Consider the following 24,690-nt stretch of genomic DNA (forward strand, 5'->3'; position numbering starts at 1 on the left):
AGTTACTTAGAATGGTTTTTTGATACTATCAGATACTTGATTGATTTCTTTTTCCATCTCAGATAAAAAAGAATTTTTCTGTTGATTGCTAAGGTTAATAATTTGGTTTAAGATGGCTTGTATATCTCTGAGATAACTGACTGTTTGCTGACTTTTCTCAGCAATAATTTCTCCTTGATAATTATTACGGCCAACTTCTTGAGAAATTAATCGACTTAACCGGTCACCTAAAGCAGTTAATTGGTCTGAGTTATTGTTAATATTGTGAGTAGTTTCTAATAAGTTATTTTGGATTGACTGAAGAGAAATAAGTAGTTGTTCAGTCCTTTCATTGAGAACAATGTTTAAATTTTGACTTTCTTTACGAATTGATAGAGAAGACTGTCCTAAATTTTTAATTTCCGCTTCTACGCTTACCAAGCTTTTGAAAGTATTATGAACATTATCTGTTGCTTGACTCATCAATTTAGTTAAACTATCTATATGTTCCACTGTTAGACATAACTTAGCATGAGTAGAATATAACTTTTCAGAAGTTGCGACTAAATTATCAGTAACTTGACTATTAACTAATTTATCAACTGTCGATTTAAAGTTACTAACGCAGTCATTCAGAGTTTGACTATATTTAACAAAGTTTTCGTGGTGAATTGCCTTATATAGTTTGTTGACATTTTCTTCAAAACTATTGGTAGAACTCTTAAAAGTTGATGCACCAGTAGATAAAGTTCCTGCGGTTTCAGTTAATCTGTCACAAACCTGAGTGACTAATTTAGCAGTTTCCTGATTACCATCATCAATTTTTTTAGCAACTTTTCCTAAAGAAGATTCTAATACTCTCGTCACATTCTTATGAAAGTTTTTAAGAAATTCCTCTTGTTTATCCACCATGCGATTAACCGCTTTATCCAAGCGACTATTCCCTTCTACAGTCGGCTGCAAGATGTTATCTAAATAGTCTTCTAGGGAACTAATTAGATTTACTTTAGCAAGGTTGGTATTAAAGATTAAGTTAATCACAGTCAGTAAAGAACTACAAGCTAAACCAATTAAGCTAGTGATAAAAGCAATCCCCATACTTTCTAGGGGAGTTTTGAGCTTTTCTCCTAAACTTTGCAAATCGACATTATTGATATCGATAAGTGTGCTGATTCCCGTCAGATTGAGAGTAATTCCGAAGAAAGTTCCCAACAAACCAAAAGCGAGGAGGAGATTGGGTAACACTCTTACAAAATAATCCCATTTCTCGCAGCTGAGGGATTTAGACATAAAAGTAAATTGTTCTTCATGGTATAAACCATCTACCAAAGCTGCTGTGTTAACATCATCTAGTTGACTACTGGCTATCTTAAATCTATTCTCTAGATTAGAAATAATTTTAGGTTGAACCCCGCGACTTTCTCCCCGAATTAAGCGGTTGACTTTTGCGGTTGACTTTTGGATATGTTTATAGAGAGCAATCCGGATTCCCACAGCTAAGACGGTGGGAAAAATAACCAAGACTAGAGTTAAAAGAATCAGATAGGGGGGAAAAAGGTTAAGTAATGCCATGATAGTTATTGGATACCTCGAATTGTGGTTGATAGAGAGAGTGAGGGGTGAATGTTTCCTCAGATAGCTGGGGAAACATCATTAAGATTGATTAATTTGACCATTCATCAGTAGTGCTAACCTCTGCGGGTAAACTGGGTTGACTACTGTTATTATTTGTTCCCAGTAAAGTTTGTTGCTTTTGCTGTTGTTTTTCGAGTTTTTTCTGTTCAGTAGCACGTTTTTCTAGTTCCATTTTCAGTTGATTAACAACACGGGTGATAATTCCTTCTTTTGCCTCCTGTTGAGCATTTCCATCTTGTCCAGCTACCTTATCTTTGTAGCGATAATTAGGGTGATAGGAGGGTAAATTTTTGACATTGTTGACAAAATAGCTGACGTTCTGGAAATAATCACCCTCGTTAGTAAATAATAGAGGAGGATTAGCCAATATCTCATTTTTTGCCTGATTAAGCAGTATCTGTAAAGCATTAATCATGTCCTTACGAGAAGCAAATTGTTCTAAGGCAAGTCGCCAATTACCGCTAATGTCAATGATGGACTTATTGTTAAATAAATCGCCTTCGATGACTAATTGATAAGTATCATCTTCCTCATCGTATTCTAGTAAACCGAGAGCAATTGCGGGATAGAAAATAAACTCTAATTCCTCAATTAATTTGGCAGGTGGTGGAATAATATCAGCAAAATCTATCCTGTAATCATTGTGTAAAATGCTGATTCTTTTTTGGTCTTGATAGATTTTTTGCAACCCAGATAAATCAGTAATGATTCTTAGGGGAAACCCACCAAACTCGCAGGTAATTAGGATTTCTTCGTCGGTTTGAATTGATTCAAAAGAAGTCCCCAGATTAATATTTAAATCAGATTCAAGAGTCTTCATAAATCTTTGCATGGTGGGTGAATTATCATCCTTAGTCCCAATTAGTAATGCTTTATCTGTATGCAAGCGATAGTAAGCATCATTAACATTTATCGGTAACATTAAATCAGCTTCTCGCAGAATTTGCGCCAAGCGTTCAGGAAAATCATGGGGTTTATATTGACCCATAAATCGCTTAATTACTGCATCAATTTTATTAGTGCTTACTGATTGAAACTGTTTCTCGATTGTTGCTGTTAGAGTCTCTTTGAGAGTTTCATTATCAATAACAAAAGATTGGCTAAATAAACTGAATAGGGAAGCATTATAGCCTAAATTATTGGTGACTTTTTGGCTAACGGAAATGTATTGAGTTCGGGAGTTACTGTCCGGGATACAGTTATCAATATTCTCCTCTGGGAAAATACCTTCCCCAGTCATCTCGTCGAGATTTAACTGCATTAACTCCTGTTCGTATTTATCGTATTCTGTGATTAGCTGATATAGGGATTCTTTCAGTTGTTGTATCTGCAGCATTCGACTAGAAATATGCTTGAGAATCGCTTCAACAATCTTTCTGGATTCCCCATTAATGCTGAAATTAAAGTTCTGCTGAATTAATTTTTGTCCGCTTTGAACGTAGTCTCTTAACTCAGCTTTGATTCTCTCACTATTGGCATTTTTATTGAACATCTTGAAGACAGACTTTTTCCCGTTTATATCTTCGAGAGTTTGTTTAACATTTCGCCAAATGTTATCAATTTTTTCCGAGGAATGAAACCCTTTATTATCCTGAGATAATTCCTCTAGATTACCCTTGTAGGTATTAATCTGTACTTGTAAAGCGACCAAAAAAGATAGGCTATTTTCCAAAGAAAATTCTAGGCTATCAGGATCAAGAAGAATCTCCAAAAATTGGTCAATATCTGACTTAAATTTTTCGATTAATTTAGGTTGAGTTTGTTGGGTCAGAGTTAACCAGATTCCGCGACTGCTATCTGTTTCTCCCCCCTGTACTTTGCGAAACTCTTTTTCTAGGGATTGCTTGACGGTTTGGGGTAAATTCTCCAAATCTTGACTATTGGATATTTCTTCCTCTAGGGAATTTTTCCACGCGGTTAAAGTCTTAGAAAAAGTTTTATTATTCTCTAGGGTTGCCTCTTCCAATCTGGCAGTAAAATAATCCTTATTACTTTGGGTACTCCAATTAGCTAGGAACTTACTTAATAACTCTTGTCCACTGGGACTTTGACCATATCCCTCTAACCAAAATTTAATTAATTTGAGACTAAAACGATTGAGACCAATCTGCACAATTCGGTCGCGAGTAAAATAAATCCTCGCTAGTCCAAAGGACATATAACCTTGACACATCTGAAAAGGATGATTATCTTTACGAATCATCGGGTCTTTATGGTTATCCCGATTTCTTTTGATGGGGAGAGATAACTCATCGGCAAAATCCAAGAAAATCTTGTAAGCAATGACATTACATAATTTACCTTTGTTATTAATCTGGTAATCTCCCGCAGTGCGATTAGAAACTAAGTAGGCAAAATCAAAAGGAGAACGTTTTTCATCGATGTGGACGAAATTTTGTTTATCATAACAGGCTTGAAAGGAATTACTTTCATTGGTATAATGATCTAACTCTTTCAAAGCTGCATAGGTATTAGCTCTCATAATTGCCCCATCACCATAAAGTTTAGGACTAATTACCAAATAACCAAAGGATGTATATTCGGCCGTTTGTTGTAAAATATGACGCAAAGTATAGGCCACATCGAGGAAAATACCGCTACCAGTTCCCCCACACAAAGAACCGACAACAAAGACATTTAACCCCCCTTGGACATTAAAACTTTGACCGTTAACTTTACCGCTAAACATAAAGGATTCATGACCAGAAGTTCGTCTTTCCGCTGCTTCAATTGCCTCCTGAATTTTTTGATAGTTATGGAAGAAAGCTAAACGACCGACGGGACGAATACCCCCCGCACCATTTTCAATGGCAGTTATTTGTTTTTTTAGTCTTGGGTCTAACCAGCTTTCAATATGGGAAAAGGGACTTTCAAAAAGGGTTTTGTGTTCAAGTTCATAGGTGAGATTGTTAACATCCTGAGCATTCATATTAATAAATACTCTTTCAGCAGCTGATAGAAGAATTTCTTCCCCGTGATAGCTATTTCCTGTGGGTAAACCCGAACCATTGAAAGCGTTTTTGTCTGTGTCAATATGAACAAAACTGACAACGGGTAGGTTAGATAACTTCCCATACTTATCAATAATAAAGCGACGAATTCTCATTAACACATCTCGACCAGTACCACCTAATCCGATGATAATTGTCCGTTTGATAGCGCGGGTTTGACTGGTGTTAGCCATAGTTTAAATCTCCTGAGTTATTTTTTGCTAATCTGAATTTGTAGGTCGAAATCTTGATGGTTATGGTGATAGGTTAAAGTCAGGTAATTTTTATCTATCTTCACCTCCTGAGTTAGTTGATTACCTCGATAAAAAATCTCTGCTTGTTTAGTGGGTTTCAGATATAACTGATTACCGCGTCTTTCTAAATAGCAGCGAATTTCTTCCCCAGCACGAGAAAAGGTATTCTTCTTATGTTCTTCACCACCGATGTTAATTTTTCCAGATGTTTTTAAAATATATTTTTGGGTTTCATCTTCATCATCATTAGAGGAGACTTCAATAGTCCAAGCAGTATTTAACAGCAACCAGTGACGAATTCCCAAAATACTCGCTACTATTCCCCCAATTCCCATTAATGTAATTACCAATGCTGGCAACCATAACTGACTCAAGAGATAAGGATTAATCAAACAGGTTTCTTGTCCTCCCGGTGCGGGAGTGCAAAACTCTTGTGCTGTGGGAGCAATATCGACAACTGATAGTTTATATTTATTGCCGTTAGTGGCGGTAATTTCTTGGGTTCTTAGATTAATTGGTAGGGAATTAAGCCAGTTTTGTCTCTCCAAACTTTCGGGAGAATCAGCAAGACGAAAAGGGCTATTTTTTGGGGTTTCTATCCACTGTTGTGAAGTAATCCCCGCGCCAGTAGAAAGGGGAGCATCGGTAATCCAAACTACCGACTGGGGTTTGATAGCTTGATTGGCAGTTAAACGACACTGATTTAAGCGTGCCAGTCGGGGATAAACGTGCCATTCTGCTTGCTGAATATCGGTATTTTTAGCACTTTGGCTAGATTGCCAGGGAATCGCTTTTAAAACCGCGTCTATATCTTCGTTTCCCCGAATTAAAATCGGTTCTGCAATCGGTTGAACATTATCAGCAAAGGGAACTAAATAAACGGAATCGTTATTTTTTAAACTATCGCGAATAATTTGACCAAGGCGCGTGCGTCCTTCATCATTAAAGTTAACACTACCGGTAAGATCGATCGCTAGGATAACATCTCGTCCCTGCCAACGAGCCACCAAATCTAATCCCAGTTTTTGCCAATCGGTAAGCGGTTCCCCGGGGGATACCGTTAAACATTCAGCACTTTTCATCTAACCTCGTCCGAGAGTGAAAAATTGAGCTTATCCCTATCCTTCCGCCATTGTACTAAAAAAGTTAATACTTCTTAAAAGTTTTTTTCGCTTTTATTCTCGATTTGCCCTAGGTCATTGTCAATAGTAACCATAGATTAAAATAAATTTTTCTGACTCGATTGGCAGCATAGATTAATATTATCGGTGCATCTCAGATTTGCAGAAATACCGACAATTATTACATATATATCAGCAGCTGCCTGTAAGCATCTCACCGAAAAACTGATGTGCAGTCGAGTGAGTGGAACGAACCACTCCAGACACAAAGGACACAAAGATCGATCACTACTATATAAGTTAAACTTATCACACAAAGAATAAGAGAGCCAATATTATTCAATTAAGTAACTTTGATTACAGTCTTTCTTATCAAGATGAAGTATGACCTAATTTGGTATCGAGGACAGACAAAAGTTATCCTCTAACCACCTAATCCTAATTCTCGTCTGAGCAATTGAATTGATTTATCCCCAATATAATTATCACTACAGATAATTTCTGGCAGACGAATTAAATCCGATCGCACTTCATTAATCAGATTTTTAATTAAAGTATAACTCGCCTGATCACTGATAATTGTCTGGGAAGTTCGGGCTAAAACTTTTAACTTATCCGTTTCATGAATTTGGGCAGACATAACTAATAAATCATCGCCCCGTAAACTATGAATTAAAACTTCGGCCACCTTAATAATACCGGTGCTAATACTGACAATCCCCAAGCGGCTATCGGTGGGTAATTTTTTGATTAATGCCAATTCCTTGCTGTAATCGTAGATATCGATGGGAATGACTCGTAGGTGAAAAGGAGCGGCAATTTCCTCCGCCACACTGATAAAATAGCGACTGGTGACAACAGTGGCAGATTTAGTATTGGCTAAAACTTGGGCTAAATCCTCCATTGCCACTAATTGGACGGGAATTTTGAGGGATTGCTCTAATTCTCTCAACATTAGTTCCCCTGCACCCAAATCGTGACGGGGAATGGTGACAAGAACTTGAGAACTACACTGCGATCGCCAATCGATTTCCGCCAGTAATAACTCGCGAATTTCCTCTAAAGTTAAACCTTGAGCGAGAAAACCAGCCAAACTCTGGCTAATTAGTCTGCCTATTTCTGGATTTTGTTCCAATAGGGGCGAACCCAATAAATTATCGTTTTCATGCCCGCGAGCCTTGACATAAATCCCCGAACCTGCTATGGATTCCACTAACCCATCGTCTTCCAGTTGTTGATAAATTTTACTTATCGTATTACGGTGTAATCCCGTGATCATAGCTAGTTGACGGGTACTAGGTAAACGATGGCCAGGTGGATACTGACGAGAGGCGATAGCGAAGCGAATTTGGTCAAATAATTGCTTAGAGGCGGGTATTTCACTGTCTGGCTGGATTTGGAACTGCATCGGATCACTTCGCTCACAAACTACTTTCGCTGATGCCCATTCTATCATTAGACCTCCGGCAACAATCGGATATCTTCCCCGATCTGAGGGGTCTTCGAGGCAGTATTCAGGAGCCAGAAGCAGCAAACACCAAGATATTATTTATTTAAACTAGAAAAGCCACTTTTTTGTTTAAAAATAGTTAAAACAATAATTTTAATCCGTCCCCGAAATCCCACTCATGGGGTAGATAGTCAACAGCTGATTAAGGGGATTGATCCTCGTGGAGAAGTTTTAAGCGATCGCTCAAGGTTTTGGTTAAGCGGACAGTTTCCCGTTTTAGCGAATTTTGTTGATAATCAAGCACATTAATCTCTTGACCGATATTTACTATCGCTTCGCTTCCCCATCCGGGGTAAGGCTGATTATAACTAATGCTTACCGGCAAAATCTTGATATCTGCATCGGGTTTGATAGTCTTAACTTCCAACGCGATCCGCGCTACCCCCGGTTTAAGGGGATGAACCACTCGATCGCGACAGATACCCCCTTCCGGAAAAATCGCCACCATTTCCCCCGCGGCCAAAAGTTCGACGCTATGGACCAGACTACCCATACCGGGGTGATCGGTGTTGACGGGAAAACCCCCCAAACGTCGGATAAACCAACCTTGCACCCCTTTGATCTCGTTAGCGGAAACCATAAAGCGCAAATCCCGTCCACTAACTAAGCGTCCCACCGCGTAGGGTAAAATCAGCGCATCCCAACGGGACCGATGGGTAGGTGCAAGGATGACCCCCCCCGTTAGGGGAATATTTTCCTGGCCTGTCACCGTTATTTTGCTGAAAAAAGCTGGTAAAACCAGATAATTTCCCAGAAAATAACAAAAGCGAATTAAACAGGGATTAATTCGGGAATTGACAGCAGGACTTTTTCTAATGGTGAGGGACTCGTCAACGATAGTGCTTTGAGACATCCGAGTGTTAGGAAAGATCGAGACTTTCTGACCACTTCTACTTTAGAGTAGTTGTCTGGGGGTCGCCATCTTGTCCTGACCAGTTCGGCAATTGTCTTGGGGGATTAATGGTTAGGATTGGGGTTGTACTCCCGATCCTACCGGTGCGATCGAGTTTAATTGCAAAGAGGGATGATCTTCTTTGACTTGCTGTAAATTCCACTCATTTTTGAATAATAAGACGGGACGACCCCAATAATCTTTGACGGTTAAAGTATTAAAGAGTTTACCTGCTTTTTCTAAAGCGGCCCAACCCCCGGCGACCCAACGGGCTAAACTATAGGCTAGGGGTTCGAGGGTAGTTTCGACTCCGTACTCGCTTAAAAGACGGAATTGCACCACTTCAAACTGTAATTGACCGACGGCGGCTAAAATCGGGTCGCGTTTAAATTCATCGATCGAGGATAATATCTGTACGGCCCCTTCTTCCTGTAATTCCGAGACTCCTTTTTGAAACTGTTTGAACTTGGAAGGGTTAGGATTTCTGAGATAGGCGAATAATTCTGGAGAAAAACAGGGAATACCTTCGTATTCGAGCTTTTTACCCATATAAATGGTATCACCGATCGCAAAGACCCCGGGGTTATTCAATCCGATCACATCTCCGGGATAAGCTTCTTCAATAACTGCCCGATCTTGGGCAAAAAGTTTCTGAGGACGGGATAAACGGATAGTTTTACCAGTTCTAGCGTGGTTTACTACCATATCCTTCTCGAATTTCCCCGTACATACCCGCACAAAGGCCACCCGGTCCCGATGTTTGGGATCCATGTTTGCTTGCAGTTTGAAGACAAAACCGGTGAAATCGGGATAGGTGGGATCAAGGACTCCTAGGGAGGAATTGCGTCCTCTGGGTGGCAATCCATAGTCGAGGAAGGATTCTAGGAATAATTTCACCCCAAAATTGGTCATGGCGCTACCAAAAAAGATCGGGGTCATTTCTCCTGCGTGGACTGCTGGCAAATCCAATTCTGCACCCAATTCCGAGAGTAGTTCTATATCCTCTTTTAACTGGTAATACAGGTCTTTTTCGAGATAATCCTCAATTTTGGGGTCGCCAAGCTCGATCACGGTTTCCTGCGCCTCCTGAGAGCCGTGGGAGCGACGTTCAAACAGGTGTATGGTCTGGGTTGCTCGATCAAAAACTCCCCGAAAGCGATCGCCAATTCCGATCGGCCAATTGACGGGATAGGTTTGTAATCCTAATTCTCGCTCGATTTCGTCCAATAAATCCAGAGGTTCGCGGCCGGGCCGATCCATTTTGTTAACAAAGGTAAAGATGGGTAACTGCCGCAGTTTGCACACTTCAAAGAGTTTTCTCGTTTGCGGTTCCAAACCTTTGGCCGCGTCGATTAACATCACCGCATTATCGGCAGCGGCCAGGGTACGATAGGTATCTTCGCTAAAATCTTGGTGGCCGGGAGTATCGAGGAGATTAATCTGAAAATCACGATAATCGAACTGTAAAACCGTGGAAGTAATCGAAATTCCCCGTTGTTTTTCCATTTCCATCCAGTCGGAGGTGGCCTTGCGTTGGTCGCGTCTTGCTTTGACTGCACCCGCTTGATGGATTGCACCCCCGTATAGTAACAGTTTTTCGGTCAGGGTGGTCTTTCCTGCGTCAGGGTGGGAGATAATGGCAAAATTTCGCCGTTTTTCCAAGACAGCTTCGCTGGTTTCTAGTTCTTTTTCAATTTCGGTCGTCATTCTAATTTCGATCGCTTTCCTATCTTTCTATTCTAGTTTAGCTGGGGAGTTAATCCGCTCAAAAAATCGATCGCTCTGGGAAAAGTCATTAAAAAAAGTCTATGCTAGGATAATTTACAATCCACAACTGATAGTGTTATGAGTGATAATACTAAACAAATTTATAACTACACCGTTATTCTAGAAAAAGAATCAGACGGTGGTTATCACGCTTTTTGTCCTGCGCTTAAAGGTTGTCATTCTCAAGGAGACACTTTTGAAGAAACGATTGTCAATATTACAGAAGCTATGGAATTGTACCTCGAAAGTTTGATAGCTTTTGATTTTTAAGCCTTTAAATATTTGGCTCTTCTAGAGTAGTTATGATATATTAGTACAAAATAATCGACGCAAGCCTTACTTGGCAAGGCTTGCCAGAATTCAAAAAAGCAATTTTAATAAAAAAAGCTTTTTGCTTTGTCGGATTCCAGGCTATTTAAGGGGTTAAGCTCATTTCAACTACTAATTTGCTATAACCAGTCTAGGAGAGCCAAATATTTTAATATGAGTCAGTATCCCGCAGTCTAATAATCGGGACGAATTATTTCTAGTAAATTTCTAGCCACTGCTTCCACTACAGTGATAGGAACAGAATTTCCGAATTGTTTTTTAGCGATAGCTGACTGTGGATGATAGATAAAATTATCGGGGAATCCTTGTAATTTACGCGCATCTTGGGGAGTAATTTCTCGAAACTTTTTGGGTTTATAGATTTTCTTTAAAAACAATTGTTTGTATTCTTGGGGATGAGTAGCGGTAATTGAAATAGTAGCAATATAATCTTTAGCACCCGTAGCGGTTAGGGTAGGAATAATATCGGCCGTCGGTAAAATAATCCGATAAATGCCGTTAATTCCCGTCATATTTTTCGAGTTAATAAATTCATACTTACCCTCCTGCGTTTGCCAACAAATCCCCAGAGAAACTAACTGATTTAGTTCCTCGATTTTTAGGTCGGGTATAATTTCCAAAAAAGCAGAAAAAGCCACGGGATGACCATCTTTTTCGCCATACTTTTTACTGCGTCTTAATTTCAGCAAAGCTAAACAGATACTTTTTTGTCGTTCCGTAGTTTTGATAATATCCCAAGAATGAATAGTTGTGTGGCCATTTCTTAAATCAGAAAAAATAAAAAAGTCATTTAATTCATCTTCTTTTTGGAAACGAGTTCTCGATGGGGGAACAAACCCATTAAATAAAGTATCTGCTGATAACTTAACTTTCTCGACGGTTTGAATATTTTTGATGTCTTCTAAAATATCCAAAACCTTGGGATGGATACCCAAAGGTAAGGGAAATTTAAACCGCTCATAGTTATCTATATCTTTTCTAATTCCTACGATAAAAACTCTCTCGCGATTCTGGGGTAAACCAAAATCGTAGGCATTTAATAACTGCCAGTAAACTTGATAACCACAGCTAGTTAATTCATCGATAATTAACTCTAAATTCTCCCGATTGCGAGGACTAGCTAACCCACTGACATTCTCGAAAATAAAGCTTTTGGGTTGACTTTTCTGGACTAATTTAATCACATCAAACCAGAGTTTTCCCCGGGGATCCTCAAATCCCCGTAAACATCCCGCCACCGACCAAGGTTGACAGGGAACGCCGCCGACAATAAGATCAAGATTATCGGGTAAATTGCTGATTTTACTCACATCTCCGAAAGCAATTTCATCGCTGTTGAGATAGCTAATAAAATTTTGTTGATAAACTTGGATGGCCTGTTGATCAATTTCTGAATAGCCTAAACAACGTCCCCCCAATTTCTCCAAAGCGATTCTAAAACCACCGATTCCTGCGAATAAATCGACAAAACGATACTGGGGATGAGTAATAACTAGATGTAGGGGTAATTGGGTTTGTCTGCTGACTTTAACTGTGGTTTTCAAGGGTAAATAATTCCTTTTCACCGTCTGGGAAGATGCCTATCTGTACTAAATATTTTAGTATAAATGAAGAGTTTTTTTCTAGAAACCTCCTGCAAATTTCCTGTCTCCTGACTTGAAAGAGGGTGTGAGGTGTGGGGTGTGGGGTGTAGGGTGTAGGGTGTGGGGTGTAGGGAGTTTTCTCAGTGAACTGATAACTGATAACTGATAACTGATAACTGACTTCTAACCCAATGGTAGATGTGGGATTTTTGCAGCAGCTCTATCGAGGAGAAGAATGCTCGTAGTCTTCGATAATGTGGAGAAGTCGCATAGCTGAACTACAGGATTCTTCTAAAATTTCCTGTTTCTCCTGAGAATCATCGATTAAATCCTCAGATACCAGACGCAAAGAACCTAAAAGACTATTAAGACTGCTTCTCGCTTCGTAGGATAAATAAGCTTTTCTTTTTTGCTCATCTTCCCTATTCTTAGAGTCGTCCTCTTTGCTATCACTAAATTGCAGAGCGTGTAAACGGGCATAATGACTACCTTGAGCTAATAATTCCTCGTGATTGCCGATTTCTGCCACTTTTCCCTTGTCCAGCACCACAATTTGATAGGCTTTTTGAACAGTGGAAAGACGGTGCGCGATCACAAGAGTAGTGCGCTCGCGACAGAGTTCATCGATCGCTTCCTGTACTAAACGCTCAGAAACCGTATCTAACGCACTTGTAGCTTCATCCAGAATGAGAATATCCGGATCTCGCAGTAAGGCACGAGCGATCGCTAATCTTTGTTTTTGTCCTCCCGAAAGTCTCACTCCCCGATCGCCAATTTCCGTATCCAGTCCTTCTGGCAGTTTGGAGATAAACTCGTAGGCATTCGCCCTTTTTGTCGCCGCTAAAATTTCTGCATCACTAACATTGCTTAGTCCGTAGGCAATATTAAAACGTAGAGAATTATTAAAGAGAAAAGTATCTTGACTGACTATTCCCATCGCTTTTCTCAGAGATTTGATCTCATAATCGCGTAAATCGTGACCATCAAAAAGAATTCTCCCGGCTGTAGGGTCATAAAAGCGTGGTAATAAATCGGCAATTGTCGATTTTCCGGCCCCCGAAGCACCAACAAGAGCGATCATTTTTCCTTTTGGAATCCAAAGATCGATGCCCTTGAGAACTAATTCTTGATGACCGGGATAGGAAAATTGAACGTTATCAAAATGAATGCCTGTCTCTAATCTTTGATAGGGAATAGAGCCATTAGTCATAAATGGTTTATTCTCTCGAATGAGAAAATCTGCTACCACCTCTACTGCGGAAACATCACCTACTAGACTACCCCTAGCACTGTTAATTTGACTAACCATCGGCAAGGCCCGGAAAAGTACATAGAGATAGGTCAATAAAATTGTCGCCAAGGCTTGAAGTTGTTCATTAAAAAGATAACGACCAGCAATGATAATTAAAGCAATAATAATTACACCACCGAGCTCATTAAGCGGGGCGATTACAGCATTATTAGTCTGGGCATCTACACCCGCTTTCTCCCGGGCTTCGATATCCTCTACAATAGATTCTAATTCGTATCTTTCATTGCCTACCGCTTTAATTATGCGAATGCCCGTTAACAGTTCCAACAGTTTATTAGTTTGCTGTTTAGCCGTTACGGTGATAATCTCTCCAAACTTTTTCGATCTCTTGACAAAGTATTGATTAAGCAGACCTAAAAAGCCCCCCAAAACACTAGAAAGAATAGTTAATTGCCAAGAAATTGATAATAAAATAGCCAAGTACATGAAGGCCGTGGCGATAACCTTAATCAGATTTATGTAATTTCTAATCGATGCCACGGCTCGATTAATCTCTGACATAAAACAATTATAAATATCTCCTGTTTTACTTTTTACATAATAATCTATATCCACTTCTAGCAGCATAATAACTGAATCAATTCGCATATCTCTTGCCATAATCAAAGATAAGTAAGTGCCTAACAAATTACTAACAAAATTGGTAATGTGCTTGAGAATTAAAATCCCTAATATCGCCGCAAACATCCAGAAAAAACGAGTATCAACCGAGAAAACCTCGAAAACGGAGAGCAGCTTTTTGATAATTTGAGGGGCATTTTTTAAGAGATCATTTTCGGGATTAATAAAAGAAATTAGTAGGGGGATAACTAAAACAGTTCCTACCCCATTAAATATGGTACTGGCAAAGCCGATAACAATGCTGGAAACCACTAATATCCAGTGTTTCAGCGTATATTTAAGCAGAATTTGATTAGGATTCATCGCTATAAGTAATAAGGTAAATAGTCAACGGTCAATTATCCTACTCGCTAGACTCTAATATTTCCCTTCCAGAGAAGTAATTATGCCAGAGAGAGTTGTCGCCATGGCGGTGGTACTATAGGAGGCGATACAGCGCTCTCTCGCTTTTAATCCCCGTGCATTAGCCGAGTCGAGATCTTTAAAAACCTCTCTAATCATGACAGCTAGTTGCTCTGGTGATCTAGGTTCGACTAAATAGCCAATATCAGCTAAAACTCCCGGTATATCTGCCACTTTAGTGGAAATAATCGGTTTAGCCATCGCCATACCATCGGTGAGTTTAATCGGAAATTGCGCGTTAGCCGTGGCTTCATCCCTCTGGGGAACGATAATAGCATGGGCAGCGGCCACAACTTCCGGCATTCGATCGATCGGTTGAGCAGGCAAATGAATTAACCAAGGTTGACCTTTTTCTAACAAACTATCCAGATAGCCATCCCCGATTTGGCGACCACCCACCACCACCAATTTAAAATCAGGATCACCAATTTGATCTAAAGCGATTAAGACATCTTCTAAACCTTTGTGGGGTCTAGCAGTACCCGGGAACATTAAGACTTTATAGGCAGATAAACCGTATTTTTGACGACAAGCGACAGGATCGTAGAGATTGGGATCGAAAAGTTGCGTATCCTTGCCATTCGGTAAATAAATCCCCCCATAACGCTTTTGCAAAAATTGATTATTAACCGTCACCGCATCAGCTTGGTTAATTAAATTTTCCATCCAGCGCAGATAAAGAGGGTAATTCGGATCCCTAAGCGCACCATTTTTTTTGAGGATATCCCTAGCTAACTGTCGGGGATGAGGACGATAGGACCATCGATCACCACCAAACCAACTCATTTCCCAATCGTCAATATCGAGAATTAGGGGACGTGGGGAAAAAAAACGTTTCAGTAAACCGATGCCGAAACTGGTGGGACGGGGTTTAACCGCATAGATAATCTCTCCGGAGAGGCGATCGAGTAAAGTTTTGATCTGGCCAAAAAACTGGGGATAATTATTGCCTTTGACCGATACCACCGGTATATTCCCCGGTGGGGTTGGATAGATTTCCTGGCCAAAAATCGGACCATAGACCGTCACCTGACAGTTTAGCTGTTGCAAGACTTGAGCAATCAAATAGACTCTTGTGCCACCACCACCGGATAAATCTGGTGCTAAAACAGAGATTTTTTTGTTCATGATCGCCGATCAATCCAGATTATCTAGCACGATAGGAGAATGTTAATCAATGTTAACGTTTTTGTCAATCTTAGGCGAACTTAACATTAATTCCCCCAGAGATGGACTAGACAAAGAAAACTAACATATACATAGCCGAGACGACTAACTGAGTAAACATCACCGGTAAACCGTAGCGCAGAAAGGTATGAAAGGTGATTTTGCCCCCGTGTTGTTCAGCGATGCCGGCGGCGACAATATTAGAAGAAGCTCCCACTAACGTACCATTACCCCCTAGGGTGGCTCCATACATCATCGCATAGAAAAGCGGTAAAACTTCTGGGGGAAAGGAACCGGCATAATCGGGGGAAAGAACCTCAGTCCCGACTAAATTAACATTAACAAGGTACTGTTTCAGTAGTGGAACCATGGCCACCACTAGGGGAATATTCGGAACGACACTGGAAACAAAACCGACAAAAAACAGCAAGACTAGAGAACCTAAAAAGATATTTTGGCCTAAAATTATCGCCAGAAGTCCCGATACACTATTAACTACGCCAGTTTTTTCTAAGCCGCCAATTAGGACAAAAATTGACATAAAAAATAATAGGGTACTCCAGTCCACATCTCGGAGAATATTATGCACCGTATCGATTTTCGATTGCTGGGCTAAAAGTAGGGCTAAAGTTGCCCCCATCAAAGCAACGGCAGCGGGAGAAATGGGTACGGGAAAAGATTCACCGACGACGAATAAAAATAAGACCAAAAAGACGATAATTCCCCCCACGGCTAAGACGCGAGGATGATCAATCTTCGGATGGGGTAAGTCTTCTAAATGCTCGAATTTTGTCCTCCAGATTTTCGGGAATAACCAAGGTAACATAACCAGAATGGTAATCACTGCCAAGGCACCACCTAAACTCAAACGCTGTAGGTATTCCATGAAGGTGATATTAATAGAATCACCGACGATATAAGTAGCGGGATCACCAACAATAGTTAATAACCCGGAACTGTTGGCCACGAAAACCATCAGGATTAAGAGCGGCACAAAATCCACGCCTATATCTTGAGCTAAGGGAGGAATTAGAGGTGCTAATAACATCACCGTGGTAGCGTTGGGTAACACCGCACAGATTGGGGTAGTAATGGCGACAATTCCTATTAGTAATAATTTCCCCTTTCCCTTGGCTAAAAGCACCATTTGTGCCGCTAAATAATCAAAAATTTTCGTTGGTTCAAAGGCTCTTACTAACACCATTACCCCAAAAAATAGGGCGAGAGTGGCATAACTGCGACTGATATAACCCACCGCCTCCTGGAGAGTCATGATATGGGTAAAAACTAATATTAAAGCTCCCAGTAAAGCCGCTACGGTAATATGAAGCCACTCGAACATAATCACGACGATGACTGCAATAAAAGTCCCCGCAGCAATCCACATTGGTAAATATTCCAGCATTTTTGATCCTGTTTTTACTCTCGGTTTCTCAATAGGACTAAAAGTTTGCCCGAAGAATTTACAGCAAACTCATAGAAAATATGGTTATCTACGGAAAATCTTAAAATTGTTGTGATCGGTAAGCTGATATGAGAATCTCCATAAACAATGTCTCCTGTAAGTTATGACTATCAAGTAGTACCAGCGACATAACTGAACCGATCAAGACATTACTAGGAATGTAGTGATGTTTCAGTCTTCCCCCCCACGCCGACGAAGTTAGCTGACGGGCTAGGATAGAGAGATATCCTTTTCTAGGCTAAAAAATCTAGAAATACGCCCCAAATATGGTTCCTCCGCTCCGAATTTGTCTAGCTAATATCTAGCATAGAAACTTGGATTAGGCTGACTTACTCTGTTTAGTGATCCACCATAGCATACTAACCCAAAAAAAACTATATAGCCCTATACTAGACCTATCCCGTCGGTTATCCCCCGGGTTGCTAGGATAGAACAATGATAAGCTAATAGCTAACGACTGACCGCCATAGCAGCCACAGCAGAAATTTCTATGAATAGAAGACCTCGTTATACTCCTCCCCGATCACGCGACCGTGATTATGACCGATCCTATGGCGATGACTCCCGCAGTTCGTCCCCTGGGGGCCTATTGGCAAAATTAAACTATGCCATGATCGCCCTGATTGGCGGTATTTTTGTACTAGGAGTGGGTCTAGGTCTGGTATTCAGTTCTACCGCTAATTTTAGCCCCGAAAACGTCGCTTCCCGGGAAGTAATCGATCGCAGCGCCCCCAATGCGGAATTATGCGTGCAATTTGGGGCCAGTGCCATTGTCACCGATTTGCGGGTTTATGTCACTCTTAACCCCTTTAATGTTTTTGTCACCCAACCAGTCATGCAACCCGGTTGCGTTTTGCGACGCAATAACTGGTCAATTTTAGAACAACAAAAATTAGTCGATGGACAGCAGGTACAAAGCTGTAAAAACCGGATGAATACTTTTGGTTATACCGGCCCCCTGGAAGGCAAACCGAAAATCGATTGTATCTTCCAAAATGAAGCCGGGGGCAATCTTTTTGTTAATCCCGCCGGCGCTGTTGGTCCCAGACCAGATACAGATAAATTCTAAACCAGAAAATATCTTTCTCCTGACTGCTGACTTGAAAGAGGGTGTGGGGTGTGGGGTGTAGGGAAGGAAACCTCTTTTATCTGTGGGGGTGAAATTTTTTCATCGGGGCTGACTCCTAATTAACTACGACAATTTTTGATTTTTACAAGAGGTCTAATGACTTAGCCATTGGGCCGTAGTCACCACAAAAATTCCGCCAGCTTTTTTTAAAAAAGGCTGAATTTTATCGATCAGACGATTAAGTTGTTCGTCACTATTACAAACCGTCATAATGTAGCTACCACTGTAATCACAATCCAAGTCATCACAGGATAAACCTCGATCGCCTTTTCCCGAAGTATTGCCAAAGACAGTATAACCGGAAACTCCGACAACATCAAGAACGCTTAAGGTTTCTTCCAGAAAAGCATGACTAACAATTATGTCCACTTTTTTGACAGTTTCTAGGGAAGGATGCGGCGATTCAAGCATGGTAGTTAAGTATAAAAGGTACAAGTGAAAGAGAAAAATTTGACAGGAATTATTTAAAACTGACCTGGCTTTTTAGACTCCGAAGCCAATGATTTTGATCATCTCTAGGTACAGAGGAATGCCGATGATGATATTGAAAGGAAAAGTTAAAGCCAAGGCCATAGAAACGTATAAACTAGGATTCGCTTCAGGAACAGTCATTCTCATGGCCGCAGGAACAGCAATATAAGAGGCACTGGCACACAAAACAGCGAATAATAAAGCATTACCCTCTTCAAATCCGAGAACCTTAGCAATGAGAATGCCAACTATAGCATTGATGACGGGAATGAACACCGAGAAACCGATGAGAAAAGAACCAGTTTTGCCTAATTCTCGGATTCTTTTCGCCGCCACTAATCCCATGTCAAGCAGAAAGAAAGTTAACGCACCATAAAAAATACCTTGAGTGAAAGGTTGTAATTTTTCCCAGCCTTTTTCCCCTGTGAGGATACCAATAATAACACTACCGACTAAGAGAAATACCGAGCCATTTAAAAAGGCTTCATGTAAAACTTTTGACCAAGAAAACGCTTCTTCTTGGCCATTTTTCTCTTTAAAGACTCGCACCAGGATTAAACCCACTACAATCGCCGGCGATTCCATTAAAGCTAAAGCCGCTACCATGTGACCACCATAGGAAATATGAAGTTTTTCTAAAAAAGAACTGGCGGTGATGAAAGTAACGGCACTAATGGAACCATAGGCTGCGGCAATCGCTGCAGCATTGGCACTATCGAGTTTAATTTTCAGGATAAAGAAAGTGTAAATGGGAACGATGCAAGCCATAACCACAGAGGCAATCAAAGTTAAAGCGATTTGGTTATTGATGCCACTTTCCGCTAGTTCATAGCCTCCCTTGAAACCAATCGCCATCAAAAGATAGAGAGAAAAGAGTTTAGGCAGTGGTTGGGGAATTTCTAGGTCGGATTTAAAAAACACTGCCAGCATTCCCAAGAAAAAGAACAAAACCGGCGGATTGAGAATGTTGAACAGGATTAAGCTGCCATCCATAGGTTTGCCTACATTGAGTTATTTCAATCTATACTATTTGATTTTGGCAATATTGAGAAAATGTTAAGAACCCGATTAAAGTGCTTAACGATGGCCGCCCAAAAAAATTAAGATGGGTGATGTTTCAGTGATCAGCTTCTCAAGGCAAGAGGCAACAGTCAAGAGGCAAAAGACAGAATCTGACAATTCTCCTACCTAAAAAGAAGGTTAGAAACTAAGTACATCAAAGCTTTTAACTTAACCAATTAGGTTTTAGATTCGTCCCTTGTTATCTTGAAGTCGTCAGCTTTTCTCCCCTCTCCCCCTCTACAATAATTACTCGCAGCCAGAAATCACTTGGGTTCATATCATACTTTGTGCTTTTTGTCAAAAAAACTTTTTTTTTGCAATAAAACTACACAAAAAAAAGATCATCGTTGTGGGTGAAATTGACTGATTTACCCGTCTTAATTAGGATCACCTTCTAGGTGTAGCAAGGGTTTCAACCATTGCTGCCCAAAAAAGCACAGAATATCCGATTATGAAATTCAGTAAAATCGCTGTAACCATGATAACATCGTTGTTAAATAAAAATCTTTCTCAATTAATTTTTAAGAATTTATAAATATTGCGGAATGTTAATTTAAATATTCTCAAGTTTTGCGGTAAATAAATAATTTTTACTTATCTTTGTCGGAAAATAGAACTCCTGCAAAAATCCCACATCTACCATTGGATTCAGGAGACAGGATTCAGGAGACAGGAGACAGGTTTTAGGTGTTGGGGGTTGGGGTTTTGGGGTTTTAGTTGAATTTCCCCACTTCCCCACTTCCCCACTTCCCCAATTCATAATTCATAATTCATAATTCCCACTCCCCCCACACCCCACACCCTGCTCCCTTCCCCGATCAATGCCAAAAATCCAGCTTAAAACCCCAAAATCCCCACATCTTGCCGCCATGGTAGCACTTGATCGCAGCAGTCTCGGCGGTATTTGGACCCTATCCGGTTATGAACGGGAATTAAACAGCCCCAACAGTGAATTATTAATTCTTACCCTCGACCAGAAGGACGAAACCCTAATCGGATTGGCTTGTTTTTGGGCAATTCTCGAAGAAGCGCATATTACTCTCCTGGCAATTTATCCCGACTATCAAAGACAAGGATTAGGAAAACTGCTTCTCTACAAACTTCTTGAAAAGGCTGTACAAAGACAACTGGAAAGGGCTACGCTAGAGGTAAGGGTATCGAACCATTCAGCGATCGCACTCTACGAGCATTTTGGCTTCCGCGTCGCTGGAGAGCGGAAAAATTATTATTCGCAAACTGGCGAATCGGCCCTAATTTTCTGGCGCAACGATCTACAAACGGCCGCTTTTCGGGAACAATTAAACAAGTGGCGCCAAGAAATCCTTTCCAGACTGGCGCAGGGAGAGTGGCAATTAGAGGAAGAAACCAGAGCCAAAATAGATACCATGGGGATGTCATGATTACCTACAAGCTTAAATCAGGTCGAGGTTAGGGAAAAATGAGGATTTTAGTCTTGGCGTGGGAATTTCCACCGCGATTAGTGGGCGGTATCGCCCGTCATGTCGCCGAACTCTATCCCGAAATCGTCAAACTCGGTCATGAAGTCCATTTAATCACGATCGAATTCGGTCAGGCCCCCAGTTATGAACTGGTGGAAGGTATTCACATCCACCGCGTCCCCGTACCCCCCGGCAATGACTTTTTCCATTGGGTGGTCAACATGAATAACAGCATGGGACAACAAGGCGGCAAAATAATCGCCGAATACGGAAAATTTGACCTTGTTCATGCCCACGATTGGTTAGTAGGGGATGCAGCCATCGCCCTGAAACATCTCTTTAAAATACCCCTGATTGCCACGATTCACGCCACGGAATACGGACGTTATAACGGACTGCACACCGACACCCAACGCTATATCGCCGGCAAAGAGGGAACCCTCGTCTATAATGCTTGGCGCGTTATCGTCTGTACCGGCTATATGCGTCATGAAGTCCATCGGGCCTTGGGCGCACCCTGGGATAAAATCGATGTGGTTTATAACGGTATTCGGGCCGAGAAAAAGCAAAGAGACCCTAACTTTGATTACCGAGCTTTTCGTCGTCAATATGCCGAAGATCACGAAAAAATCGTCTATTACGTCGGGCGCATGACCTTTGAAAAGGGGGTTTCGGTGTTACTCAACGCTGCCCCAAAAGTCCTCGCTCACACCGAGGCTAAAACTAAATTTGTGATTATCGGTGGCGGCAATACCGACAAACTCAAACAACAGGCCTGGCATCTCGGTATCTGGCATCATTGTTATTTTACGGGCTTTATGTCCGATGAAAACCTCGATCGCTTCCAAACCGTGGCCGATTGTGCCGTTTTTCCCAGTCTTTACGAACCTTTTGGCATTGTCGCCCTGGAAAGTTTCGCCGCTAGGGTTCCCGTGGTAGTTTCCGATACCTGCGGTTTTCCCGAAGTTGTCCGTCATGGTCAAACGGGAATTGTCACCCGGGTCAATAATCCCGATTCCCTCGCTTGGGGCATTTTGGAGGTTTTAAATCATCCCGAATACGCCCAAGAATTAGTTAATAACGCCTACGAAGACCTAGAAAAACGCTTTCATTGGGCGAATTTAGCCCGTCAAACCGAGACAGTATATGGTTTGGTTGTCCAAGAACGACAACTGGTGGAATGGCGTTAATCAGGGAGCGGTTTTTTAGCTGTCAGCCGTCAGTATTAGGGGTCAGTTTATACCCTAAAATAACAAAGGCACAACTTAACTTCTCCAACTATGACTATGAAAGCAGCTGAAATTATGACCACGGAGGTGGCCAAGATTAAAGGTTCTGAAACCGTTGCCAAAGCAGTACAATTGATGAGAGAAAAGAACATTAGAACTCTCATTGTTGACCGCCGTCACGATGAAGATGCCTACGGAATTATCACTGAAACTGATATTGTCTATAAAGTCGTCGCTTTCGGTCAAGATCCGCAAAAAGTGCGCGTCTATGAAGTGATGAGCAAACCCTGCATCGTGATTAATCCCGACCTCGGGGTTGAATATGTGGCCCGCTTATTTGCTAATACTGGTATTCGTTTCGCACCAGTAATTAAAGGCGGTTTGCTCGGTGTTATCTCTGTTAGTGACATTCTCCATAAAGGTAACGCCGTCGAAAAGCCCCGCAGTCTTGATTTAGAAGCGGAGATTATCAAAGCTAGAGATATTGCCCGGGCAGTTTGTGCTGAAAAAGGAGGAAATTCTCCTGATTGTGCCGCAGCTTGGGATGTTGTTGAGGAATTACAGGCAGAATTGGCACACCAACGCGCTAAAAAACCAGAAAAAACCTATTTTGAGGAATACTGTCAAGAAAATCCCGATGCTTTTGAAGCGCGTATCTATGACACCTAATCTCCATCGGTTTTCGGTATTCTCCCATACTCAAACTTTTTAATCCGGCAAAAGTAGTGTATAAAGGTTTTATTTGCTAATAATCGAGGAAAAACCATGGCTGATCTATTTGTCATCGCCTATGAGGACGAATTTAAAGCAGAAGAAGTTCGTTTAACTTTGGCTAAACTGCAACGGGAACATCTGATCGAGTTAGAAGATGCTGCCGTAGTGGTTAAAAACAAAGAAGGCGAGATTAAACTCAAGCAAGCGGTCAATTTAACGGCAGCCGGAGCCGCTAGTGGCAGTTTCTGGGGATTATTAATCGGTACACTCTTTTTATCCCCTCTCTTGGGGGTTGTTCTCGGTGCTGCTGGTGGCGCTTTGGGAGGTGCTTTAAGTGATATCGGTGTGGATGACAATTTTATGCGGGAATTGGGAGAAACCCTGCAGCCCAGCACCTCTGCTCTCTTTGTTCTCGTCCAAAAAGTTACCCCCGATAAGGTCCTTGATGAAGTGGCCCCCTACGGAGGTAAAGTGTTACGCACTTCTTTGACCAAAACCGACGAAGCTGAATTACAGAAAATTCTCGACCAAAGGGGTGTTAAACCCGAAATCGTTTAGGATATGGGTCCATAAAAGCCAGAAAAAGGGAATATATTTCCCTTTTTGCTTTTTTAGAGAATTTCCTAATCTCATGAGGTACGATAATTATTAATATTAGTTATCAGTCATTTGAAGTAGCCAGACAAAATTCAAGTTAATGCTAAGAGAAGGGAACAGGGAACAGCGACGATTAACTAACAGCCTTTCTCATAAAACTGTTATATAGCAATTCTCTTGCTGAGATTAGGGATTATTGTTGATAAAAAAACTTCTAAATCCCACGGCTAGTAAAGAACCACTTAGGACAGTTATGAATGTCCAAATTTGATTTTTTTGGGTTCCTTCGACTTTCTCTAAGCGTTTATTCATGTCATCAAACTTACTATCAAGAGTTTTAATATCACCTTTAACTTCCGTGAGTTCAATCTTTAAATCGGTAGTATCTTTTTGAACAGTGGTGACATCAGCTTTCATTTCCGCTTGTCCATTCTCGATCAAATTCAATCGATTGTCCACCTCAATCAGTCGATTGTCCATGGTAGTGAGTCGATTGTCGATATCGTTGAATCGATGTTCGATCATCTTCTGTCCATTGAGGATTAAATCTTCTAGTCTTTTTAAATCATTATCGGTAGTAGTGGTGGTGGTCATTGATTAAAGTCCTATAATTTCAATTCGCTCTTATCTTTATCATTCTACCAAATCGGTTTTTAATCGTGTGATTAACTCCCAAATTATGGATTGTTTCTCCCCACTTCCCACTCCCCCTATACCTTTTAAACAGGATTTATTATTAGCTATAAGTAGTCGGACATAAATTCTGTTGTCTATCTTAAGAAATGTAAATTGCCGCAATTCTTACTGATACTAAATTCGGTTATTAAAAACTGATTATTTATTCCCCCTTTTGCTTCTTGCCTTCTGCCTCTTGCCTCTCCTCATAAGTAGCCTATGCTCAACGGATTTAGTATGACTCCTGAATCCTGACTCCTGAATCCCGACTCCTTACCCCACAGTTAACTTTACTTTTGTCCAACTACTTAGCTTTGCTGCTTGAGCAAATATGTTCACCGAGAAC

19 protein-coding genes and 1 riboswitch are annotated in these 24,690 nt (G+C 40.9%); of the genes, 6 read left to right on the top strand and 13 right to left on the bottom strand.

The genetic code is table 11. The features are described from left to right. Positions 1–6 precede the first annotated feature (6 nt). The 6 genes from N0824_RS16975 to prfC all read right to left on the bottom strand — a co-directional run bounded on the left by N0824_RS16975 (position 7) and on the right by prfC (position 10,088). Complete coding sequence (locus tag N0824_RS16975) at positions 7–1,551, bottom strand: hypothetical protein (RefSeq protein WP_108937603.1); 1,545 nt, start codon at positions 1,549–1,551, stop codon at positions 7–9. 91 nt (positions 1,552–1,642) lie between these two features. Continuing rightward, positions 1,643–4,798 (bottom strand): tubulin-like doman-containing protein, encoded by a 3,156-nt coding sequence (locus N0824_RS16980; RefSeq protein WP_108937604.1) that lies wholly within the window; start codon positions 4,796–4,798, stop codon positions 1,643–1,645. Positions 4,799–4,815: 17 nt separating this feature from the next. Next, positions 4,816–5,940 (bottom strand): VWA domain-containing protein, encoded by a 1,125-nt coding sequence (locus tag N0824_RS16985; RefSeq protein WP_108937605.1) that lies wholly within the window; start codon positions 5,938–5,940, stop codon positions 4,816–4,818. Between the two features lie 463 nt (positions 5,941–6,403). After that, positions 6,404–7,435 (bottom strand): GntR family transcriptional regulator, encoded by a 1,032-nt coding sequence (locus tag N0824_RS16995; RefSeq protein ID WP_108937657.1) that lies wholly within the window; start codon positions 7,433–7,435, stop codon positions 6,404–6,406. A 196-nt stretch (positions 7,436–7,631) separates the two neighbouring features. Further along, positions 7,632–8,342, bottom strand: a complete 711-nt coding sequence (locus tag N0824_RS17000) for a 1-acyl-sn-glycerol-3-phosphate acyltransferase (RefSeq protein WP_108937607.1) — start codon at positions 8,340–8,342, stop codon at positions 7,632–7,634. A 111-nt stretch (positions 8,343–8,453) separates the two neighbouring features. After that, entirely contained in the window at positions 8,454–10,088 is a 1,635-nt protein-coding gene (prfC, locus tag N0824_RS17005) for a peptide chain release factor 3 (protein ID WP_002796521.1), read from the bottom strand. A 138-nt stretch (positions 10,089–10,226) separates the two neighbouring features. Between prfC and N0824_RS17010 the strand changes: the two genes are divergently transcribed. Continuing rightward, a complete protein-coding gene (locus N0824_RS17010; RefSeq protein ID WP_002764873.1) occupies positions 10,227–10,418 on the top strand; it encodes a type II toxin-antitoxin system HicB family antitoxin in 192 nt (63 codons plus the stop codon). 233 nt (positions 10,419–10,651) lie between these two features. Here the strand turns inward: N0824_RS17010 and N0824_RS17015 are convergent, their stop codons facing one another. The 4 genes from N0824_RS17015 to N0824_RS17030 form a co-directional block, all read right to left on the bottom strand. Beyond that, positions 10,652–12,022, bottom strand: a complete 1,371-nt coding sequence (locus N0824_RS17015; RefSeq protein ID WP_108937608.1) for a DNA cytosine methyltransferase — start codon at positions 12,020–12,022, stop codon at positions 10,652–10,654. Between the two features lie 259 nt (positions 12,023–12,281). Further along, positions 12,282–14,297, bottom strand: coding sequence for an ABC transporter ATP-binding protein (locus N0824_RS17020; protein WP_108937609.1), 2,016 nt, complete (start codon positions 14,295–14,297; stop codon positions 12,282–12,284). 54 nt (positions 14,298–14,351) lie between these two features. After that, positions 14,352–15,524, bottom strand: a complete 1,173-nt coding sequence (locus N0824_RS17025; protein ID WP_108937610.1) for a glycosyltransferase — start codon at positions 15,522–15,524, stop codon at positions 14,352–14,354. A gap of 106 nt (positions 15,525–15,630) precedes the next feature. Next, positions 15,631–16,968, bottom strand: coding sequence for an ArsB/NhaD family transporter (locus N0824_RS17030; RefSeq protein WP_108937611.1), 1,338 nt, complete (start codon positions 16,966–16,968; stop codon positions 15,631–15,633). A 232-nt stretch (positions 16,969–17,200) separates the two neighbouring features. Continuing rightward, a riboswitch (cyclic di-AMP (ydaO/yuaA leader) is annotated at positions 17,201–17,364 on the bottom strand. A gap of 154 nt (positions 17,365–17,518) precedes the next feature. On the opposite strand from N0824_RS17030, the gene N0824_RS17035 reads away from it, so the two are divergent. After that, positions 17,519–18,097 carry a DUF3172 domain-containing protein gene (locus N0824_RS17035; protein WP_045357147.1) on the top strand — a complete coding sequence of 193 codons (579 nt, stop codon included), beginning with the start codon at positions 17,519–17,521 and terminating at the stop codon, positions 18,095–18,097. Positions 18,098–18,250: 153 nt separating this feature from the next. Here N0824_RS17035 and N0824_RS17040 read toward each other — a convergent pair whose 3' ends face one another. Both N0824_RS17040 and N0824_RS17045 read right to left on the bottom strand, forming a co-directional pair. After that, positions 18,251–18,568, bottom strand: a complete 318-nt coding sequence (locus N0824_RS17040) for a P-II family nitrogen regulator (protein ID WP_108937612.1) — start codon at positions 18,566–18,568, stop codon at positions 18,251–18,253. A 72-nt stretch (positions 18,569–18,640) separates the two neighbouring features. Beyond that, a complete protein-coding gene (locus tag N0824_RS17045; RefSeq protein ID WP_108937613.1) occupies positions 18,641–19,621 on the bottom strand; it encodes a sodium-dependent bicarbonate transport family permease in 981 nt (326 codons plus the stop codon). 890 nt (positions 19,622–20,511) lie between these two features. On the opposite strand from N0824_RS17045, the gene rimI reads away from it, so the two are divergent. The 4 genes from rimI (at position 20,512) to N0824_RS17065 (ending at position 23,630) form a co-directional block, all read left to right on the top strand. After that, the gene (rimI, locus tag N0824_RS17050; protein ID WP_108937614.1) at positions 20,512–21,090 is read left to right on the top strand and encodes a ribosomal protein S18-alanine N-acetyltransferase; all 579 of its coding nucleotides are present in this window, start codon (positions 20,512–20,514) and stop codon (positions 21,088–21,090) included. Between the two features lie 38 nt (positions 21,091–21,128). Beyond that, positions 21,129–22,319: a glycosyltransferase family 4 protein gene (locus N0824_RS17055; protein WP_108937615.1), complete on the top strand. Its 1,191-nt coding sequence runs from the start codon at positions 21,129–21,131 to the stop codon at positions 22,317–22,319. Between the two features lie 90 nt (positions 22,320–22,409). After that, complete coding sequence (locus N0824_RS17060) at positions 22,410–23,027, top strand: CP12 domain-containing protein (protein ID WP_036388153.1); 618 nt, start codon at positions 22,410–22,412, stop codon at positions 23,025–23,027. A 96-nt stretch (positions 23,028–23,123) separates the two neighbouring features. Beyond that, the gene (locus N0824_RS17065; protein WP_002782090.1) at positions 23,124–23,630 is read left to right on the top strand and encodes a DUF1269 domain-containing protein; all 507 of its coding nucleotides are present in this window, start codon (positions 23,124–23,126) and stop codon (positions 23,628–23,630) included. A 225-nt stretch (positions 23,631–23,855) separates the two neighbouring features. Here N0824_RS17065 and N0824_RS17070 read toward each other — a convergent pair whose 3' ends face one another. Continuing rightward, complete coding sequence (locus N0824_RS17070; RefSeq protein ID WP_108937616.1) at positions 23,856–24,263, bottom strand: hypothetical protein; 408 nt, start codon at positions 24,261–24,263, stop codon at positions 23,856–23,858. Positions 24,264–24,690: the final 427 nt, after the last annotated feature.

The sequence above is a fragment of the Microcystis sp. 0824 genome (assembly GCF_003112475.1).
GTDB classification, from domain to species: domain Bacteria; phylum Cyanobacteriota; class Cyanobacteriia; order Cyanobacteriales; family Microcystaceae; genus Microcystis; species Microcystis aeruginosa_C.

Bases quoted from the DNA above. Each gene is read 5' to 3' on its own strand.
- N0824_RS16975 (WP_108937603.1), bottom strand. From the start codon at position 1,551: ATGGCATTACTTAACCTTTTTCCCCCCTATCTGATTCTTTTAACTCTA.
- N0824_RS16980 (WP_108937604.1), bottom strand. From the start codon at position 4,798: ATGGCTAACACCAGTCAAACCCGCGCTATCAAACGGACAATTATCATC.
- N0824_RS16985 (WP_108937605.1), bottom strand. From the start codon at position 5,940: ATGAAAAGTGCTGAATGTTTAACGGTATCCCCCGGGGAACCGCTTACC.
- N0824_RS16995 (WP_108937657.1), bottom strand. From the start codon at position 7,435: ATGATAGAATGGGCATCAGCGAAAGTAGTTTGTGAGCGAAGTGATCCG.
- N0824_RS17000 (WP_108937607.1), bottom strand. From the start codon at position 8,342: ATGTCTCAAAGCACTATCGTTGACGAGTCCCTCACCATTAGAAAAAGT.
- prfC (WP_002796521.1), bottom strand. From the start codon at position 10,088: ATGACGACCGAAATTGAAAAAGAACTAGAAACCAGCGAAGCTGTCTTG.
- N0824_RS17010 (WP_002764873.1), top strand. From the start codon at position 10,227: ATGAGTGATAATACTAAACAAATTTATAACTACACCGTTATTCTAGAA.
- N0824_RS17020 (WP_108937609.1), bottom strand. From the start codon at position 14,297: ATGAATCCTAATCAAATTCTGCTTAAATATACGCTGAAACACTGGATA.
- N0824_RS17025 (WP_108937610.1), bottom strand. From the start codon at position 15,524: ATGAACAAAAAAATCTCTGTTTTAGCACCAGATTTATCCGGTGGTGGT.
- N0824_RS17030 (WP_108937611.1), bottom strand. From the start codon at position 16,968: ATGCTGGAATATTTACCAATGTGGATTGCTGCGGGGACTTTTATTGCA.
- N0824_RS17035 (WP_045357147.1), top strand. From the start codon at position 17,519: ATGAATAGAAGACCTCGTTATACTCCTCCCCGATCACGCGACCGTGAT.
- N0824_RS17040 (WP_108937612.1), bottom strand. From the start codon at position 18,568: ATGCTTGAATCGCCGCATCCTTCCCTAGAAACTGTCAAAAAAGTGGAC.
- N0824_RS17045 (WP_108937613.1), bottom strand. From the start codon at position 19,621: ATGGATGGCAGCTTAATCCTGTTCAACATTCTCAATCCGCCGGTTTTG.
- rimI (WP_108937614.1), top strand. From the start codon at position 20,512: ATGCCAAAAATCCAGCTTAAAACCCCAAAATCCCCACATCTTGCCGCC.
- N0824_RS17055 (WP_108937615.1), top strand. From the start codon at position 21,129: ATGAGGATTTTAGTCTTGGCGTGGGAATTTCCACCGCGATTAGTGGGC.
- N0824_RS17060 (WP_036388153.1), top strand. From the start codon at position 22,410: ATGACTATGAAAGCAGCTGAAATTATGACCACGGAGGTGGCCAAGATT.
- N0824_RS17065 (WP_002782090.1), top strand. From the start codon at position 23,124: ATGGCTGATCTATTTGTCATCGCCTATGAGGACGAATTTAAAGCAGAA.
- N0824_RS17070 (WP_108937616.1), bottom strand. From the start codon at position 24,263: ATGACCACCACCACTACTACCGATAATGATTTAAAAAGACTAGAAGAT.